Source organism: Myxococcus sp. AB025B, from assembly GCF_006518215.1.
In the GTDB taxonomy this organism is placed as follows: domain Bacteria; phylum Myxococcota; class Myxococcia; order Myxococcales; family Myxococcaceae; genus Myxococcus; species Myxococcus fulvus.
The window spans coordinates 22,106-38,608 of the sequence record NZ_SRLW01000063.1 but is presented as its reverse complement, the minus strand read 5'-3'; the positions used below and the strand labels follow the sequence as shown (position 1 = coordinate 38,608).

Here is a 16,503-nt window from a genome sequence, read left to right as displayed (position 1 = left end):
GAATGATGGCGCCAGGGGACGAGGCAACGGCCTGAACAGGCGGAGGCGGAGGGATCACCGCCGCGACGGGTGCGGGAGTCGGCGGCGTGCCGACTGGCGCACGTGGCACGCCAGCAGGCGCCACCGTTGGCACGGCACCCGAGGCAGGGCCGGCTCCCGGCGCGCGAGGTGGCGCCACGGGCGCCGGTGTCATGGGCGCGACACCCGGGACGCGGGGCGCCGGTGGAGGGACGCCCGGGACAGGGGGCGTGGCCGGGCGCGCGGGCTGCGCTCCGACGGCGGGCATCGCGGTCACGGTGGGCCGGGCCCCCGTGGGCGTCGTGGACGCGGGCGCTCCCACGGCGGGAAGCCCCGTGGCGCTCATCCGCTGCGGCACCGGCGCGGTGACGGCGGGGATGGACACGGTGGGCCGCTGGGACTGGGGCACGGCCGGCGCCGCGACGCCCGGAGGCTGCGCACCCGGGGGCACCGGCGCGCCCGACGCCGCCGGAGGCTTCGCCACGGGGGCGGGCGTGGGCGGTACCGGCGAGGCCGCCGTCATCCGTGGAATGGCCGGTCGCGAGGGAGCCGCCGGTGTCCCGGGCGGGCTTCCCGGCGGCTTGCCGGAGCTGGGATCGGTAGGCTCGGACATCGCGCTCGTCTACTGGGCCACGGCGGGCAGGTCGGAGTTGTTGTGCCCAGCCAGCCGCGTGCTCCGGTTCGCCTGGATGGACTTCTGGATGTCCGCCTCGGACATGCCCGAGGACAGGGTGATGGTCGTCGACGTCTTCTGGCCCGTCTCCGTGTCGCACGCGGACACGTTCACCAGGCCGTCGGTGTTGATCTCGAAGGTGACCTCGATCTTCACCTCACCGCGATACCCGATGCGGAAGCCCGCGAACTCGAACTCGCCGAGCATCTCGCACTCGTCGGCCCGGTTGGACTCCCCCTGGTACACGCGGATCTTCACCTTCTCCTGCCCGTCACGGCTGGTGGTGAACGCCTTCGAGCGGTCGATGGGGACCGGCGTGTTCTTGTCGATGATCTTCTCGGTGTACCCACCCACCGTGCCGATGCGCAGCGTCAGCGGCGTGACGTCCACCAGGAACGTCTCCGTCTTGCTGTCGAGCAGCGCGTGCGACTGGAGCGCGGCCCCCATCGCCACGACCTGGTCCGGGTTGATTCCCTCCAGCGGCGCCTTCTGGAAGTAGTGCTTCACCGAGTTGCGGATGATGGGCAGCCGCGTGGGCCCGCCCACCAGGATGACCGCGTCGATGTCCGCCGCGGTCAGCCGCGCGCTCTGCAGCGCCTCGTCGCAGACCTTGAAGGTGCGCTGCACCAGGTCCATCACCATCTTGTTGAACTGGTCCTGGTTGAGCGTGTTGCGCAGGTCCATCACGTTGCCCTGCGCGTCCTGGCAGATGCCCTGGCAGAGGATGTCCGCCGAGCCCGTCTGCCCCACGTCGATCTTCGCCTTCTCCGCGGCCTCCTTGAGCATCTGCAGGCAGAACTTGTTCTGCCTCAGGTCCAGCCGCGTCTTGTTCAGGAAGTCATCCGCCAGGTACGTCATGATGCGGTCGTCGAAGTCGTCGCCGCCCAGGTACGTGTCGCCCGCCGTCGCCAGCACCTCGAAGACGTCCTTGCCGATCTCCAGGATGGACACGTCGAACGTGCCGCCGCCCAGGTCGTAGACGACGACGCGCTGGTTGACGTCCCGGCCGAAGCCGTACGCGAGCGCCGCCGCGGTGGGCTCGTTGAGGATGCGCAGCACCTCCAGCCCCGCGATGCGGCCCGCGTCCTTGGTCGCCTGACGCTGGTTGTCGTTGAAGTACGCGGGGACCGTGACGACGGCCTTCGTCACCTCGCGGCCCAGGTACGTCTCCGCGACGGCCTTCATCTCCTTGAGCACCAGCGCGGAGATCTCCGGCAGCGAGTACGCGCGCTCGCGCACGCCGATGCGCACCGAGTTGTTCTCACCCTCCACAATCCGGTACGGCATCACCGCCTGGGCCTTCTTCACCTCATCGGAGAAGTAGTACCGGCCGATGAGCCGCTTCGCCGAGTACACCGTCGTCTCGGGGCTGGTGATGATGTTCTTCTTGGCGGCGTTGCCCACCAGCACCGAGCCGTCCTCGAGGAAGGACACGCAGGAGGCATGCGTCGTCTCACCCCACTCGTTGGGGATGACGATGGGCTGCCCGTCCTGGACCACCGACACGCACGAGTACGACGTGCCGAGGTCGATGCCGATTGCGATGTCGTCCGACATTCCATCTCCGGTGAAGGTCTCGAAGCCCGAGGCCGTCGGTGAAGCGCCCGGAGGTTAGGAGCCTCCCAACGACGTGTCAATGTTCGTTCAATGTAAACCCCAGCCATTTCAGGCACTTAGCGGGCTGTTAAGGGGACGGGCTCGCTGGCTTGAGGGGGGGAGGGGACGTCATTATCTATGAAGCAAAGGAGTTCTCCCTCATGTCCGTCGTCCTCGCCGCCCTCACGTCCGACCCGAACCTGTTGAGGTGCGAGCTGTCCCGGCTCGCCGGGCAGGTGCTCGTCCAGACGGAGCCCCGAGCGAACGCGATGGGGGTGGGCGCGTATGCCCAGGACGAGGTCCTGCTGCGGCGGCTCGCCGACGTGGAGGAGGTGCCCTCGCTGGAGTCGCTCGCCCCACCCACCGAGTCCGAAGCGCTCCTGTTCCACGCGGGCCGGCTGCCCCTGGGCGCGTCGCTCGAGGAGAACACCCAGCCGTTCCGCTCGCGCCGGTGGCTGTTCGCCCATCAGGGCGCCATCAACGGGTTCGAGCAGCTGCGCGGGCCGTTGATGGCCTCGCTCCCCGAGCACCTCCAACGTCAGGTGCGCGGCGGCACCGACAGCGAGGTCCTCTTCGCGCTCTTCCTGCGTCAGCTGCGCGACGTCGGCCGCACCGATGACCCACGCCTGGAGCCCCAGGTCGCCGGCCGCCTCCTGGCGGACACCGCGCGCGAGGTCGTCAAGCGCTCCATGGCGCTGGGCATCCCCCGCGCCTCCACGCTCAACCTGGTGGCCACCAACGGGCTGTTGCTCGTGGCGAGCCGCTGCGGAGAGGAGCCGCTCTACTACTCGCGGCTCGAGGGCGGGGCGGAGTGCGAGCCCTGCGGCGTGACGGCGAGCACCCCGGAGAGCCAGCCCGCCGTCGGCGCGCACCGCCGTCGTCGCACCGTCGTCGTGGCCAGCCACCTCCGGCGCCCCGGCAGCTGGGTGGAGCTGCCTCGCGGCACCACGCTCGCCGTGGGCCTGGACCTGCAGGTCCACCTGCTCCAGGGCAACTGAGCCCGGAGCCGCCCTCCCGCTCGCAGTCCCCCTCGGGGCGCGTGGGTCCTCCGCGCCCCGTGCCGCTGGGGCCGAGCGGGGGAATCCCAGCGCTTCCGGGCCCAAGCCGGTGAAGCCCGGAAGCGAAAAAGCAAAAACCCTGGATTCTAGACACCTCTTCCAGAGAATGGAAGCCCAATCCATGGGTGGATTGTGAACCGCTTTACAAGGCTTCGGGATTCGTTGCCTCATACCCGCGTAATCCCAAGGGATTTACTCCGGGAACGAGCCCTTTGCCGTCGCCTCTGCCTGCCTCCGCCTCGCTGGACCCGCACCTGTCGGTAACCGTCCGACATCCCGTGGACGCGGTGGTGGCGGCCTCACTGAGCCGGCGCTTCGCGCGCGAGTCGGGGCTGTCGGCGGCGTCCAGCGCGGAGGTGGCGGTGGTGGTGAGCGAGCTGGCCACCAACCTGGTGCGCCACACGCGGGTGGGCGGCACGGTGGAGCTGTGGCGCGAGGACACCTGGCTGTGCATCCGCGCGCGCGACCGGGGCCCGGGGATGGCGGAGCCGGAGCGGCTCTTCCTGGGGCGCGCGGGCCGGCCCGGGCCGCTGCCCGGAGAGAGCCTGGGCGAGGGCGGCGCGGCGGTGCGGCGCCTGACGGACGAGGTCCGCGTGTCCAACCGCGAGGGCGGGGGCCTGGAAGTGTTCGCACGCAAGCGCATGAAGCTGGAGGCAAGCAAGCCGTGGTGAGTCGTGGTGGGACCAGTTCGCAGCTGCTCGGTGTGCTCCAGCACTTCATGTCGGAGACCGCCGCGAGGCTCGTGCTCAGGGGGACGCTGGAGCCGCTGCGGCTGAGCGCGGACACGCTGGGCACGGCGGAGCTGCCCCGGGTCATCGAGGCGCTGGAGCCGGCCACGCGGCACTTCGTGGACCCGTCGAGGCGGGCGGACCTGTCCGCGCGGCTCAAGGCGCTGCTGGCGACGGCCACCGTGCCCAGCGGCCTGGGGCTGCGCGAGCCCTCGGCGATGTCCAGCGCTCCGGTGGAGGCGCGGCCCACGACGTATCAGGTGCGCACGGAGGCGGACGCCAGCCAGGCGCGGCTCGCGGCACGCTCCCTGTGCGAGGCCATGGGCGGCCGCGGCTACGAGTGCCAGAAGGTCGCGACGGCGGTGAGCGAGCTGGCGCGCAACCAGGTGTCCTATGCCGGCGGCGGCACCATCCAGCTCATCCCGGTGCAGGCGCCGCGCAAGCTGCTGCGCGTGCGAGCCGAGGACCAGGGCAAGGGCATCCCCGACCTGGAGCGCGTGCTGTCTGGCACCTACCGCAGCAAGACCGGCATGGGCCTGGGCATCCTGGGCGTCAAGCGGCTGGCGGACAGGTTCGAGGTGAAGACGGGCGCCACGGGCACCCAGGTGGAGTTCGAGGTGTGGCTGTGAGGCTCGCCGTCGCCCACCTGACGCGGCCCAAGCCGGGCGAAGTGGAGAACGGCGACGGCGTGGTGGTGCGCTCCGGGTCGGGCGTCACGCTGCTCGCGGTGGTGGACTCGCTGGGCCACGGGCCCGCCGCGGCCCTGGCGACGGCGGCCGCCACGCAGTGCCTGACGCGGATGCCGCTGACGTCCTCGGTGGAGGAGCTGGTGTCCGCGCTACACGTGGCGCTCAAGCACGGCCGGGGCTCTGCGGTGATGCTGGCCCTGTTCGACGGGAGCGTCCTGCACGCGGGCGGCGTGGGCAACGTGGAGCTGCGCACGCTGGGCACGCGGGTGCCGGTGCTCCCCACGCCGGGAATCCTCGGCCAGTCGTTCCGGACGCTGCGCACCGTGTCCACGCCGCTGTTGCCCAAGGACCGGCTGGTCCTCTTCTCTGACGGCCTGAGCTTCCGCCTGGACCTGGAGCAGGTCCGCGACCAGTCCCCCGACGCGGCCTGCGCGGTGCTCCTGGAGCGCTTCGGCCGCGCCACCGATGACGCCACCGTGCTGGTGGCGGACGTGGAGCCTTCATGAGCCACCCTGAATCCCCTCCGTCCTCGCGTGACCTGTCGCGCATCCCCATCATCCCACTGTGGGGGCAGCTCATCGTCCCCCTGCAGGGCGACATCACCGACGCGCAGGCCGCGCAGCTCTGCTCGGACGTGCTGCGCGACATCCAGCGCACCGGCGCCAAGGGGATGGTGGTGGACATCTCCGGTCTGTGGCTGGTGGACAGCCACCTGTGCGCGGTGCTGGCGCGGCTGGCGGGCTCGGCCCGGCTGATGGGCACGCGCACCGTGCTGTGCGGCATGGGCGCGGACGTGGCGCTCACGCTGCAGAGCATGGGCATCCAGCTGGACGGCGTGGAGACGGCGCTGGGGTTGGAGGAGGGCCTGTCGCTGCTCGGCGTCCGGGCGGTGGGCGCGCGCACGGAGGAGTCCGAGCGGGAGGAGGCGCAGCGGCTGGCCGACGAGATGCTCGGCCTCGTGGCGCCGGCGTCCCCGCGCACCGTCGTCTGACCGTCGTCCGAAGGAGGCGCCATGAGCCACACCCCGTCCGCTCCGCTGTCCATCGCTCCCGAGCGCATCGGCCGCATCATCGACGTGCTGTCGCTCATCTCGGTGGGGGAGTTCTCCTCCGAGCGCACCACCATCGACATCCGCGAGCAGGACGAGCTGGCGGCGCTCGAGGAGACGCTCAACATCTTCGTGCGCGAGCTGGCCTCCACCCGCCGCGAGCACGAGGAGGCGCTCACGCGCCTGGCGGCGAGCCACCGCGAGCTGGAGGAGAAGCTGTCCACCATCGACCGGCAGCGCGACGCCATCCGGGACCTGTCCACGCCCATCATCGAGCTGTGGGACGACGTCCTCACGCTGCCCATCGTCGGCGTGGTGGACACCCAGCGCGCCATGGAGATGACCGAGCGGCTCCTGCACCGCGTGGTCCAGGGCAAGGCCCGCTGCGTCATCATCGACATCACCGGCGTGGAGGTGGTGGACACGATGACGGCCCACCACTTCATCAAGATGATGGGCTCGGCGCGGCTGCTCGGCGCCTACTGCGTGGTGACGGGCATCCGCCCGGGGATCGCGCAGACGCTGGTCCAGATGGGCGTGGACCTGCGGGAGGTGAAGACGCTCGGCAGCCTCAAGGAAGGCCTGCGCGACTGCTTGCTGCACCTGAATGGCCGCGGCGCGGGCCCCCACCGCTGAAGCCCTCGCGGCCCCTGGAGGAGACACGACATGGTTCGCATGTGGACGTTCGGTGACAGCAAGGTGTGGCTCGAGTCCCCGGACATCGTGCGGCTCGTCAACGTGGGCCCGTTCGACGTCAAGCTCATCCACGACCTGGCCGGCGTGGCCGCGGAGCTGCGCGAGACGCACCCCACGCTCTACCTCATCAATGACTCGCGGCGGACCTCGAGCATCACCTCCGAGGCGCGCCGCATCTTGAGCGAGACTCCGGAGGTGATGCCCTTCGCCGGCACCGTCATCTTCGGCGCCAGCTTCTCGCTGCGCACCATGGCGAACATGATGGGGCGCGCCGCCATGCTGCTGGGGCGGACGCGGAGCGCGCCGTTCGGCATGGTGGACACGGAGGACCAGGCCCGCGCCTGGGTGGCGGACCTCCGCGCCCAGACGCAGGCGGTCTCCCGCGCCTCCTGAGCGGGGCAGGGGGGCGGAAGAAATCGTCACCCCCCGATGCAAAGAAAATCCCCGGGTGCCGACCTCCTGGTGAACGAGGGGGGAGCGGCGCGAAGTCGCCGCGCCTGTCCCGCGTCCTGGCGCGACAGGCGCGCCAGCGTCAGCCCGGAGCTGAACCCCATGCAGCTGTTGCGTACGGCCCTTGCCTCCCTGCTCACCGCGTGCGGCGAGCGCCTCGCCTGGAGTCCTGCTCAGCGGCGGCGGCGGAACATCGCCACCAGGCCCGGCGCCGCGACGCACAACAGCCACCCGAACACCTCCAGGGGACTGCCGCCCGTCGACGCGCAGCCCACGCCGCCGCCCTCCACCAGACTGGGGCGGATGGTGTGCCACGCGCGATGGGCGGGAGCCACCTCCACGTTGCCCGCGAAGTCCGTCGCCCAGACGTCCAGCGTGTGGTCTCCCTCCGAGAGGTTGCGCAGCGTGAGCTCCGCGGCGCAGGGCTCCGGGTCCTTGCCGTCCACCGAGCACCGGAAGCTGGCGACCTCCTCCGACGGCACCAGCTTGAAGGTGACGTTGGCGAGCGTGCTGGTGCCCGTGGGGCCTCCGTCCAACGTCGTCACCGGCGGGATGAAGTCCAGCCGGAACAGGCGCGGGTCGGAGCGGGTGCCCGTGTTGCCCGCGGCATCCACCGAGTACACGCGCAGGGCCTGGTCGCCGTGCACCGTGGCCTTGTCCACGATGAGCGTCCACTCGCCGCGATCATTGGCCATGGCGGTGCCCACCACCAGGCCGTTGAGCTCCGCGGTGAGCGTCGTGCCCGCCTCGGCCGTGCCGGTGACGGTATCGAAGCTCCGGCCGAGGATGCTGCCCTCCGTCGGCGTGATGATGAGCGGCGCTCCCGGCGCGGTGGCGTCCACCGTGAAGGTGCGCGCCTCGGCCTTCTCTCCGCGCCGGTCGAACGCATCCAGGCAGTCCGCGGTGACGGTGTACGCGCCCTCGGTCAGGTCGGCGGTGGGCGTGAACGACCACTCACCCGCGCCGTTGACGGTGATGGTGGGCGTCTGGGGTTGGTCGTTCAGGTGGACGGTGAGCCGGCACTGGGGCTGGGCGGTGCCTCGAATCGAGGGCCGGCGCGAGCGCAGGAGCGCGCCCGGCGCTGGCGACAGCAGCACGGGGGGCGTGGGGTCCTCCAGGTCCAGGGTGAACCTGCGCACGGCCATCCGCGCCGTGTTGCCCGCGGCGTCCCGCGCCTCCACGGAGAACTCGTGGACGCCGTTGGCCAGGGGCTCCAGGGGCTCGTAGCTCCAGTTGTTCGCGGCGTCCGCGGTGACGCTCGGCAGCGGCTTGCCGTCCAGGGTGATGGTGATGATGCTGTTCGGCTCCGAGGTCCCCATGAAGCGCGGCCTGGCCAGGGTGAGGACATCTCCCTCCTTGGGCGACGCGACGACCAGCGGAGGGTTGAAGCCGGAGTCCACCGTGAAGCGGACCGGGAGGGACGGCTCGCTCAGGTTCGCCGCCGCGTCCCGCGCCCTTGCCGTGAGGTCGTGGGGGCCCTGCGACAGCGAGGGCGAGGTGAAGGACCAGGTCCCGCCCTCTCCCACCGTCGTGGTCAGCGTGCTGCCGCGCTCGTCACCGTCGATGGCGAGGATGATGGTGGTTCCCACGTCCCCCGTGCCGGTGATGGTGGGGCGCGCGGAGGTGATGGCCGTCCCATCCACGGGATAGGTGATGGTGGGGCGGTTGGGGGGCGTGACGTCGACCTCCAGGTCGATGCCATTGGACGCGGCGCTGATGTTGCCCGCGGCATCCGTCGACTTGGCCGTCACCGTGTGCTCGCCCCCGGGGATGGTGGTGACCCTGGTCATGATCCACGTCCCATTGGAGCCCGCCACCACCCGCGCGTTGACGCGGAGGTTGCCCTCGATGAAGAGCTCCACGGTGCTTCCCGCCTCGGCCGTCCCCGAGAAGTCCACGCCCGCGCTGCCCACCAGGATGCCGGAGTTCGGCAGCAGGATGACCGGCGGGTTCGGCGGGGTGACGTCCACCCGGAACGTGTCGACGGTGGCGTCGCTCTTGTTCCCCGTGGCGTCGGTGGCGGTGACGCTCAGGTTGTAGATGCCGCTGGTGGTGAAGACCTGCGTGGGCAGGGTCCAGATGCGGCTGGCGCCGGCCTGGACGGCGGGGGACGCGACACCGTTGATGGTGACGACCACCGTGCTTCCGGCCTCCGCCTCTCCCTCGATGATCGTGCCCGCGGTCCCCACGACGGTGTCGGCCCTGGGGGTGGTGATGATGGGCTTCGCCGGAGGCGTGGTGTCGACGGAGAAGATGCGCGTCGCCGGGTCGCTCTTGTTGTTGAGCGCGTCGGTGGCGGTGACCACCGCGGTGTGCTCGCCGTCCGGGATGTTCGTCTTCGTCGGGACCGTCCACTGCCCGTCGGCGGCGGCCGTCGCCGTCCACGACAGCGTGCCCACGACGACGTCCACCCGGCTCGCGGGCTCCGCGGTGCCGCTGAAGGCCGTGCCGGCGACACCCACCCGGGCCGCGTTGGCGGGCGTCACGATGACGGGCACGTCGGGCTTCGTCGTGTCCACGTTGAACGTGACCTGGGCGGCGCTGCTGACGTTGCCGGTGGCGTCGGTGGCGGTGACGGAGGCGGTGCGGCTGCCATCCGGGATGTTCGTCTGCGCGGAGATGCTCCACCGGGTGTCGGGGCCCGCGGTGGTGCTCCAGTTGAGCGCGCCCACGACGACCTTCACCGTGCTGCCGGCCTCGGCGGTGCCGGAGAAGCCCGTGCCCGCGACGCCAATCTGGGCGCCTCCGATGGGCGTCTCGATGACGGGGATGGCCGGCGGCGTGGTGTCGACGGTGAAGGAGCGCGTCACGGCGGCGCTGACGTTGCCCGCCGCGTCGGTGGCGGTGACGGACGCGGTGCGGTTTCCATCCGCGATGGTCGTCACCGGCGCGATGGCCCATTCGCCATCCGAGTTGGTCGTGACGCTCCAGTTGAGCGAGCCCACGACGACCTTCACCGTGCTGCCCACCTCGGCGGTGCCGGAGAAGCCCGTGCCCGCCGTGCCCACGCGGGCGCCCGCGGCGGGCGTCACGATGACCGGCTCGCCGGGCGGCGTCTTGTCGATGGTGAAGTGGACCTCACGCGCGTCGCTGACGTTGCCGGTGGCATCGGTGGCGGTGACGGACGCGGTGCGAGGGCCCTCGGGGATGTCCGTCTTCGTCGGGATGGACCAGGTGCCGTTGGCGGCCGCGGAGGTCGTCCACTCGAGCGCGCCCACGACGACCTTCACCGTGCTGTTCGCCTCGGCGGTGCCGGAGAAGCCCGTGCCCGCGGGGCCCACGTGGGCACCCTCCGCGGGGACCAGCACCACGGGCAGCGCCGGCATCTGGGTGTCGACGTTGAAGAGGACCTCCGTGGCGCCGCTGACGTTGCCGGTCTCGTCGGTGGCGGTGACGGAGGCGGTCTGCGCGCCATCCGGGATGGCCGTCGTCGTCGCGACGCTCCAGCGGCCATCCGCGCCCGTCGTGGCCGTCCAGGCGAGCGCGCCGACGTTGACCGTCACCAGCGTGCCCAGCTCGGCGGTGCCGGAGAAGCCCGTGCCCGCCGGACCCACCCGGGCGCCCGCGGCGGGCGTCTCGATGGTCGGCGCGGCCGGAGGCACCGTGTCGACGATGAACGTCACCGTCGTGGCCGTGCTGGTGTTGCCCGCGGGGTCCGTGGCGGTGACGGAGGCGGTGCGGCTGCCATCCGGGAGGCTCGTCTGCGCGGCGATGGACCAGCGGCCGTTGGCGGCCGTGGTGGTCGTCCACGAGGCGCTGCCGACGGAGACCCTCACGAGGGTGCCCGCGACCGCGGTGCCGGAGAAGCCCGTGCCGGCCGTGCCCACCCGGGCGCCCGGGGCGGGCGTCTCGATGACTGGCGCGGGAGGAGGCGTCAGGTCGACGGTGAAGTTCGACGTGGTGGTGGAGCTGCTGTTGCCCAGCTCGTTGATGGCGACGGCGGTGACCTTGTGCGTTCCCTCCGTGAGGGTCCCGCTGAAGCTCACCGTCCACTGCCCGTTGGCCGCGGCCGTGGCGGTGCCGAGCGGCACGTCGTCCAGGTGGACCGTCACCTCGTTGCCCAGCGTGGCCGTCCCCGTGAACGGGGTGCCGGCCGGGCCCACCACGGAGTTGTTGGCGGGAGCGCTGATGGTGGGCGCGACGGCGGGCGTCTTGTTGATGAAGAAGTGGACCGTCGCGGCGGCGCTGGTGTTGCCGAGGCTGTCCGAGGCGGTGACGGACGCGCTCTGCGCGCCGTCGGGGATGTTCGTCTTCACCGGGACGGACCAGGTGCCACCGGCGGAGGCCGTGGCCGTCCACGTCAGGGCGCCCACCGTGACCGTCACGGTGCTGTTGGCGTCCGCGGTGCCGGAGAAGCCCGTGCCGGCGGTGCCCACCACGGCGCCTTCCGTCGGCGTCGTGACGACGGGCACTCCGGGAGGCGTGGTGTCGATGATGAAGTTGACCGTCGTCGCCTCGCTGACGTTGCCGGCGGTGTCCGTGGCGGTGATGGAGGCGGTGTGGCTGCCATCCGCGATGGTCGTCTGCGCGGGGATGGACCAGGCGCCGTTGGCCGCGGCCGTGGCCGTCCACGACGCGCTGCCGACGGTGACCCGCACCTGGCTGCCCACCTCCGCGGTGCCGGAGAAGCTGATTCCGCTCCGGCCCACGCGGGTGCCCGGCGCGGGCGTCGTGACGACGGGCACGGCGGGAGCCGTCGCGTCGACGGTGAAGGTGCGCGTGGTGGTGGAGCTGGTGTTGCCAATCCCATCGGTGGAGAAGGCGGTGACGGTGTGCTGGCCCTCGCTGAGGGTGCTGCTGACCGTCACGCTCCACAGCCCGTTGGCCGCGGCGGTGACGGTGTCGACCAGGTTTCCGTCCAGGTTCACCGTCACGCGGTTGGTGGCGGTGGCCGTCCCCGAGACGGTCAGCCCCACCGGACCCACGGGCGTCGCGGTGGTGGGCGTGGTGATGGTGGGCGCGCTGGCGGGCGTCTTGTTGACGGTGAAGTTGACCGTCCTCGCGGCGCTGACGTTGCCCGCGGCGTCGGTGGCGGTGACGGACGCGACGCGGGACCCCGCGGGGATGTCCGTCTGGACGGGGATGGACCAGGCGCCCCCCACGGCGGCCGTGGCCGTCCACGTCTGGGCGCCCACCGTGACCGTCACCGTGCTGCCCGCCTCGGCGGTGCCGGAGAAGCCCGTGCCGGCCATGCCCACGGTGGAGCCCTCCACGGGCGTCGTGACGACGGGCCTCGTTGGCGCCGTGAGGTCGACGGTGAAGGCGACCGTCGTCGCCTCGCTGACGTTGCCGAACGTGTCCGTGGCCGTGACGGCGGCGGTGCGGCTGCCCTCCGCGATGGTCGTCTTCGTCGGAACGGACCAGGCGCCGTTGGCCGCGGCCGTGGCCGTCCACGAGGTGCCGTTGACCGTGACGGTCACCGTGCTGCCCGCCTCGGCGGTGCCGGAGAAGCCCGTGCCGGCCGTGCCCACCACCTGACCCGCGGTGGGCGTGGTGACGACGGGCGCCGCCGGAGGCGTCGCATCGACGGTGAAGTTGCGGGTGGTGGTGGCGCTGGTGTTGCCGAGGTTGTTGGTGGCGATGGCGGTGACGACGTGGCTTCCGTTGGCGGGCGTGCTGTTGGCCGGCACGCTCCAGCGCCCGTTGGCGGGCACGGTGACGGTGTCGACCACGTTTCCATCCAGGCTCACCCGCACCTGATGGGTGGCGGTGGCCGTTCCCGAGAAGGTCAGCCCCGTCGGACCGACCACGGCGTCCTCGGCGGGCGCGCTGATGACCGGCGCGGCGGGGGGCGTCTTGTCGACGGTGAAGGTGACCGTCCTCGCGGTGCTGACGTTGCCCGCGGCGTCGGTGGCGGTGACGGAGGCGGTCTGGCTGCCCGCCGGAAGGGTCGTCTGCGTGGGGATGGACCAGGCGCCACCGGCCGTGGTGGTGGCCGTCCACGACTCGCCGCTGACGGTGACCGTCACGGTGCTGCCCGCCTCGGCGGTGCCGGAGAAGCCCGTGCCGGCCGTGCCCACGGTGGAGCCCGCGGCGGGCGTCGTGACGACGGGCCTGTCCGGAGCCGTGGTGTCGACGGTGAAGCTGACGGACGCCGCGGTGCTGGTGTTGCCCGCCGCGTCCCTGGCGGTGACGGAGGCGGTGCGGCTGCCCTCCGCGATGGTCGTCTTCGTCGGCACCGACCAGGTGCCGCCCGCGGTCGTCGTGGTGTTCCACGAGGTGCCATTGACCGTGACCGTCACGGTGCTGTTCGGCTCGGCGGTGCCGGAGAAGCCCGTGCCCGCGGTGCCCACCTGGGTGTTCGCGAGCGGCGTGGAGATGACGGGCGCGCCTGGCGGCGTCCGGTCGACGGTGAAGGTGACCGTCGCCGCCGGACCGGTGTTGCCGGTGGCGTCGGTGGCGGTGACGGAGGCGGTGCGGCTGCCCTCCGCGATGGTCGTCTGGGCGGCGATGGACCAGGCCCCACCCACGGCCGTCGTGGTGGTCCACGTGATGCCATTGACGGTGACCCTCACCGTGCTGCCCGCCTCGGCGGTGCCGGAGAAGCCCGTGCCGGCGGTGCCCACCTGGGCGTTCGCGACCGGGGTGGAGATGACGGGCGCGCCCGGCGGCGTCGTGTCGACGGTGAAGGTGACGCTCGCGGCCGGCCCCGTCTCGTTGTCCTCGTTCGTGGCGGTGACGGAGGCCGTGTGCGTGCCGTCATCGAGGTCCGTCGTCGTCGGCACCGACCACCGGCCATCCGCGCCCGTGAGGGCCTGCCACTCGAGCGTGCCGACCGTGACGGTCACCGTGCTGTCCGTCTCCGCGGTGCCGGAGAAGCCCGTGCCGGCCACGCCCACCTTCGCGTTCGCCAGGGGCACCTCGATGACGGGCGCCGCGGGGGCGAGCAGCGCCTCCACGGAGAAGTAGACCGGGTCGCTCGTGGGGCTCGCGAGCCCCTCCAGCTCCGTGTGCGCCGTGACGGCGTACAGGCCATCCTCCAGGCGGCCGGGCACCTCGATGGAGAACGCGCCGGACTCGCTGACCACCGAGGCGGGCAGCTCGCGCTCGGGCGTGGTGGGCTGGTCGGTGTTGCCCAGCTTCACGTGCACGGTGGCGCCCGGGTCCGCGGTGCCCGTGACGCGCGGGGACCGGGCCTTCACGTTGGCGCCTTCTCCCGGCGCGGTGATGACCGGACGCGCGGGGATGACGAGCCCGTGCTCCAGAAGCGTCGCGCCCCCCTCATCGCTCGCTCGTGCCGCGAAGGCCTTGGCGCCCGAGACCTCCGACTCCACGAACACCGGGCAGCCCCGGAGGTTCGTGGCCTGCAGCAGCACGCTGCCCGCGCTCCTCGCCAGCAGCGCCTCACAGTCCGCGCTCTCCACCATCCGCGCGGAGATGCTGCCGCCCGCGCCGCCCTGGGTGAGCCCCTCCAGCTCCCACGGCCAGGCCCGCGCGTCGGCCTCGATGCGCCCCGCGCCCGTGAGCTTGCGCGCGCGGAAGAAGACCACGCCGCCGCCGCTCGTCGAGCCGCTCCGCGGGCCCGCGCCGCTCGCGGTGATGACGCCGTTGTTGTGCAGCGTGTCCGCGACGAGGAAGGCCACCACGCCGCCGGACGAGCCATTCCAATCGCGCGCCCTCACTTCGCCCGTGGGGTGGATGGTGACGGCCTGGAACTCCGGCACGCGGATGACCTGCGTGCCCGGGAAGGCGAAGTCATTGAGCACCGGACGCGTGAGCAGCAGCACGCCGTCCTTCGCGCGCGACACCCGCGCCAGCTCCCACTGGCCCAGCGGGCTCTCCTCGCGCGGGCCGTACGTGAAGGTGGACAGCGACAGGGCGGCCACGGGACCCGCGGCCGCGCTCTGCAACACCATCACCAGGTCGCCCGCGGCGAAGCCCTCGAGCGTCTCCACGCGCAGCTGACGGTCGCCCTTGCGCACCGGGCCCGTCACCGCCGCGTAGTGATTGACGACCTGACTCGAGTTGGCGGGGACCGTGAGGGACTCGTCACGCGCCTCGCCCAGGCCGAAGACATCCGCTTCGGCGAACGCGGAGTGCGCGCCCAACGCCACGACGCAGGTCAGAAGGTGCAACCATCTCAGTGATTTCATGGCGTGGCTTCCAGGTTCGTCGGCAGCATGAGGAGGAGCTCGACCCGGCGGTTCTTCTCGCGCCCCTCGACGGTTCCGTTGCTCTGTGCGGGATGCTCCGGGCCGTAGCTGCGCAATCGCAGCTTCTGGGGAGAGACACCACGCTCCACCAGGTAGCGCCACACGGCCTCCGCGCGGGCGCGACCCAGCCGTGGGTTGAAGGTCTCCGTGGCCGAGTCGTCCGTGTGTCCATCCACCGTCATCAGCTTCACCGACGGGTTGGTCAGCATCAGCTCCACGGCGCGCTCCAGGTCCGGCGAGGACTCGGGCAGCTCCGCGCTCCCGACGCGGAAGTACACGCGGCCGTCGAGCACGAACTTGTCCCGGGACACGTTCGCGACGGGCGAGGCCTCGCCGGGATTGGGAATCATCGAGCCCTGCATGTCCGACACGCGCCGGTTCGGCGCGGGCGTGGGCAGCGGCACGGACTCGTGCACGATGCTCGTGTCACTGTCGGGCCGCGTGTCCTCGCCCAGCAGCGAGTTGAACGCCACGCCGGCGACCAGGCGGAACAGCGGGATGCCCGGCTCCGAGCCGAAGCCCAGGCCGCCGAGCGCGAACAGCTCCACGCCCTCGCGCGGCGCATAGCGCGCGCCGCCCAGCACCTCCACCGCGCCCCGCGCCTGCTTCCAGGAGAGCGCCGCGTTGATCGCCACCTCCGCGCGCAGCGGCGCCCCCGTGGTCATCAGGCCCGCGCCCAGGCGCAGCTCGCTGCCCAGCTCACGCGCCTCCAACGTGGGGACCTCGATGGTGACCCCGCGCCGCACCAGCACGCCCAGCTCGAACGAGGGCGCCAGGATGGAGCCCAGCATGCCGCCCACCATGACGCGCGCCAGGAGGCTCGTGTCCGCGCCCCGCGCGAACGCGCCCTCCGTCCCGAACGGCAGATAGACGCTCACCTCCGAGGCGAGGTCCACCGCGTCGTCCTCCTCCGTGCGCAACAGGCCCACCCGCGCGCCCACGCGCGGCGAGCCCACGCCGTGCCGCGTGGGCCCCAGCAGCCCCTGCGAGGCCAGGTCGTCTCCCTCGCGCTGGGTCAGCACCGGGATTCGCGCGTCGATCTGCAGCCGCGAGCTCAAGCCGAGCGCCACCGCGAGCACGCCCGTCGTGCGGCTCGTCAGGATGGGCATCGTCTCGCCCTTCGCGTTGAGTGTCATGGGCTCGTGCTGGTAGTGACCCAGGATGAGCACCCGGAGCTCGGCCGCGCGCAGCACGGTGCCACCGCCCGTCGCGAGGGGGCCGGGACCTGGGTTGATCTCCAGTCGCTCCATCAAGAAGGCGGGCAGGGCCGCCGGCTCCTGGGCGAACGCGCCGGGCGCCAGCAGCAGCAGCGCCAGCGTCCCCATCCGTTGCCACGTGAGGCACCACCCACTCATCCGCGTCCCATGGCGCATGACCGACATTGGTGCTCATGC

Annotated in this window: 10 protein-coding genes; 7 read left to right on the top strand and 3 right to left on the bottom strand. The window is 72.0% G+C overall.

What is annotated here, in order from left to right; all coding sequences use genetic code 11:
• Nucleotides 1–640: 640 nt before the first annotated feature.
• Nucleotides 641–2,248: a molecular chaperone DnaK gene (gene dnaK, locus FL311_RS13270; protein WP_046712988.1), complete on the bottom strand. Its 1,608-nt coding sequence runs from the start codon at nucleotides 2,246–2,248 to the stop codon at nucleotides 641–643.
• 200 nt (nucleotides 2,249–2,448) lie between these two features.
• On the opposite strand from dnaK, the gene FL311_RS13265 reads away from it, so the two are divergent.
• From FL311_RS13265 to FL311_RS13235, 7 genes are all read left to right on the top strand, one after another.
• On the top strand, nucleotides 2,449–3,285 hold the full coding sequence (locus FL311_RS13265; RefSeq protein ID WP_141325463.1) for a class II glutamine amidotransferase: 837 nt from the start codon (nucleotides 2,449–2,451) through the stop codon (nucleotides 3,283–3,285).
• 272 nt (nucleotides 3,286–3,557) lie between these two features.
• Nucleotides 3,558–4,016 (top strand): ATP-binding protein, encoded by a 459-nt coding sequence (locus FL311_RS13260; RefSeq protein ID WP_228556845.1) that lies wholly within the window; start codon nucleotides 3,558–3,560, stop codon nucleotides 4,014–4,016.
• Entirely contained in the window at nucleotides 4,010–4,702 is a 693-nt protein-coding gene (locus FL311_RS13255; protein ID WP_368668570.1) for an ATP-binding protein, read from the top strand. The genes FL311_RS13260 and FL311_RS13255 overlap by 7 nt, the downstream gene beginning before the upstream one ends.
• Nucleotides 4,693–5,268: a SpoIIE family protein phosphatase gene (locus tag FL311_RS13250; protein WP_228556844.1), complete on the top strand. Its 576-nt coding sequence runs from the start codon at nucleotides 4,693–4,695 to the stop codon at nucleotides 5,266–5,268. The genes FL311_RS13255 and FL311_RS13250 overlap by 10 nt, the downstream gene beginning before the upstream one ends.
• On the top strand, nucleotides 5,265–5,753 hold the full coding sequence (locus FL311_RS13245) for an STAS domain-containing protein (RefSeq protein WP_046712992.1): 489 nt from the start codon (nucleotides 5,265–5,267) through the stop codon (nucleotides 5,751–5,753). Before FL311_RS13250 ends, FL311_RS13245 begins: the two co-directional genes overlap by 4 nt.
• A 21-nt stretch (nucleotides 5,754–5,774) precedes the next feature.
• Complete coding sequence (locus FL311_RS13240) at nucleotides 5,775–6,446, top strand: STAS domain-containing protein (protein WP_141325461.1); 672 nt, start codon at nucleotides 5,775–5,777, stop codon at nucleotides 6,444–6,446.
• A 30-nt stretch (nucleotides 6,447–6,476) separates the two neighbouring features.
• Complete coding sequence (locus tag FL311_RS13235; protein WP_141325459.1) at nucleotides 6,477–6,899, top strand: hypothetical protein; 423 nt, start codon at nucleotides 6,477–6,479, stop codon at nucleotides 6,897–6,899.
• 230 nt (nucleotides 6,900–7,129) lie between these two features.
• Here FL311_RS13235 and FL311_RS13230 read toward each other — a convergent pair whose 3' ends face one another.
• Together FL311_RS13230 and FL311_RS13225 are read right to left on the bottom strand one after the other, a co-directional pair.
• Nucleotides 7,130–15,049, bottom strand: a complete 7,920-nt coding sequence (locus FL311_RS13230) for an Ig-like domain-containing protein (protein WP_141325457.1) — start codon at nucleotides 15,047–15,049, stop codon at nucleotides 7,130–7,132.
• Nucleotides 15,046–16,434 (bottom strand): OmpA family protein, encoded by a 1,389-nt coding sequence (locus FL311_RS13225; protein ID WP_141325455.1) that lies wholly within the window; start codon nucleotides 16,432–16,434, stop codon nucleotides 15,046–15,048. The genes FL311_RS13230 and FL311_RS13225 overlap by 4 nt, the downstream gene beginning before the upstream one ends.
• Nucleotides 16,435–16,503 lie beyond the last annotated feature (69 nt).

Coding starts and splice junctions, on each gene's coding strand:
- dnaK (WP_046712988.1), bottom strand. CDS start 2,248: ATGTCGGACGACATCGCAATCGGCATCGACCTCGGCACGTCGTACTCG.
- FL311_RS13265 (WP_141325463.1), top strand. CDS start 2,449: ATGTCCGTCGTCCTCGCCGCCCTCACGTCCGACCCGAACCTGTTGAGG.
- FL311_RS13245 (WP_046712992.1), top strand. CDS start 5,265: ATGAGCCACCCTGAATCCCCTCCGTCCTCGCGTGACCTGTCGCGCATC.
- FL311_RS13240 (WP_141325461.1), top strand. CDS start 5,775: ATGAGCCACACCCCGTCCGCTCCGCTGTCCATCGCTCCCGAGCGCATC.
- FL311_RS13235 (WP_141325459.1), top strand. CDS start 6,477: ATGGTTCGCATGTGGACGTTCGGTGACAGCAAGGTGTGGCTCGAGTCC.
- FL311_RS13230 (WP_141325457.1), bottom strand. CDS start 15,049: ATGAAATCACTGAGATGGTTGCACCTTCTGACCTGCGTCGTGGCGTTG.
- FL311_RS13225 (WP_141325455.1), bottom strand. CDS start 16,434: ATGGGGACGCTGGCGCTGCTGCTGCTGGCGCCCGGCGCGTTCGCCCAG.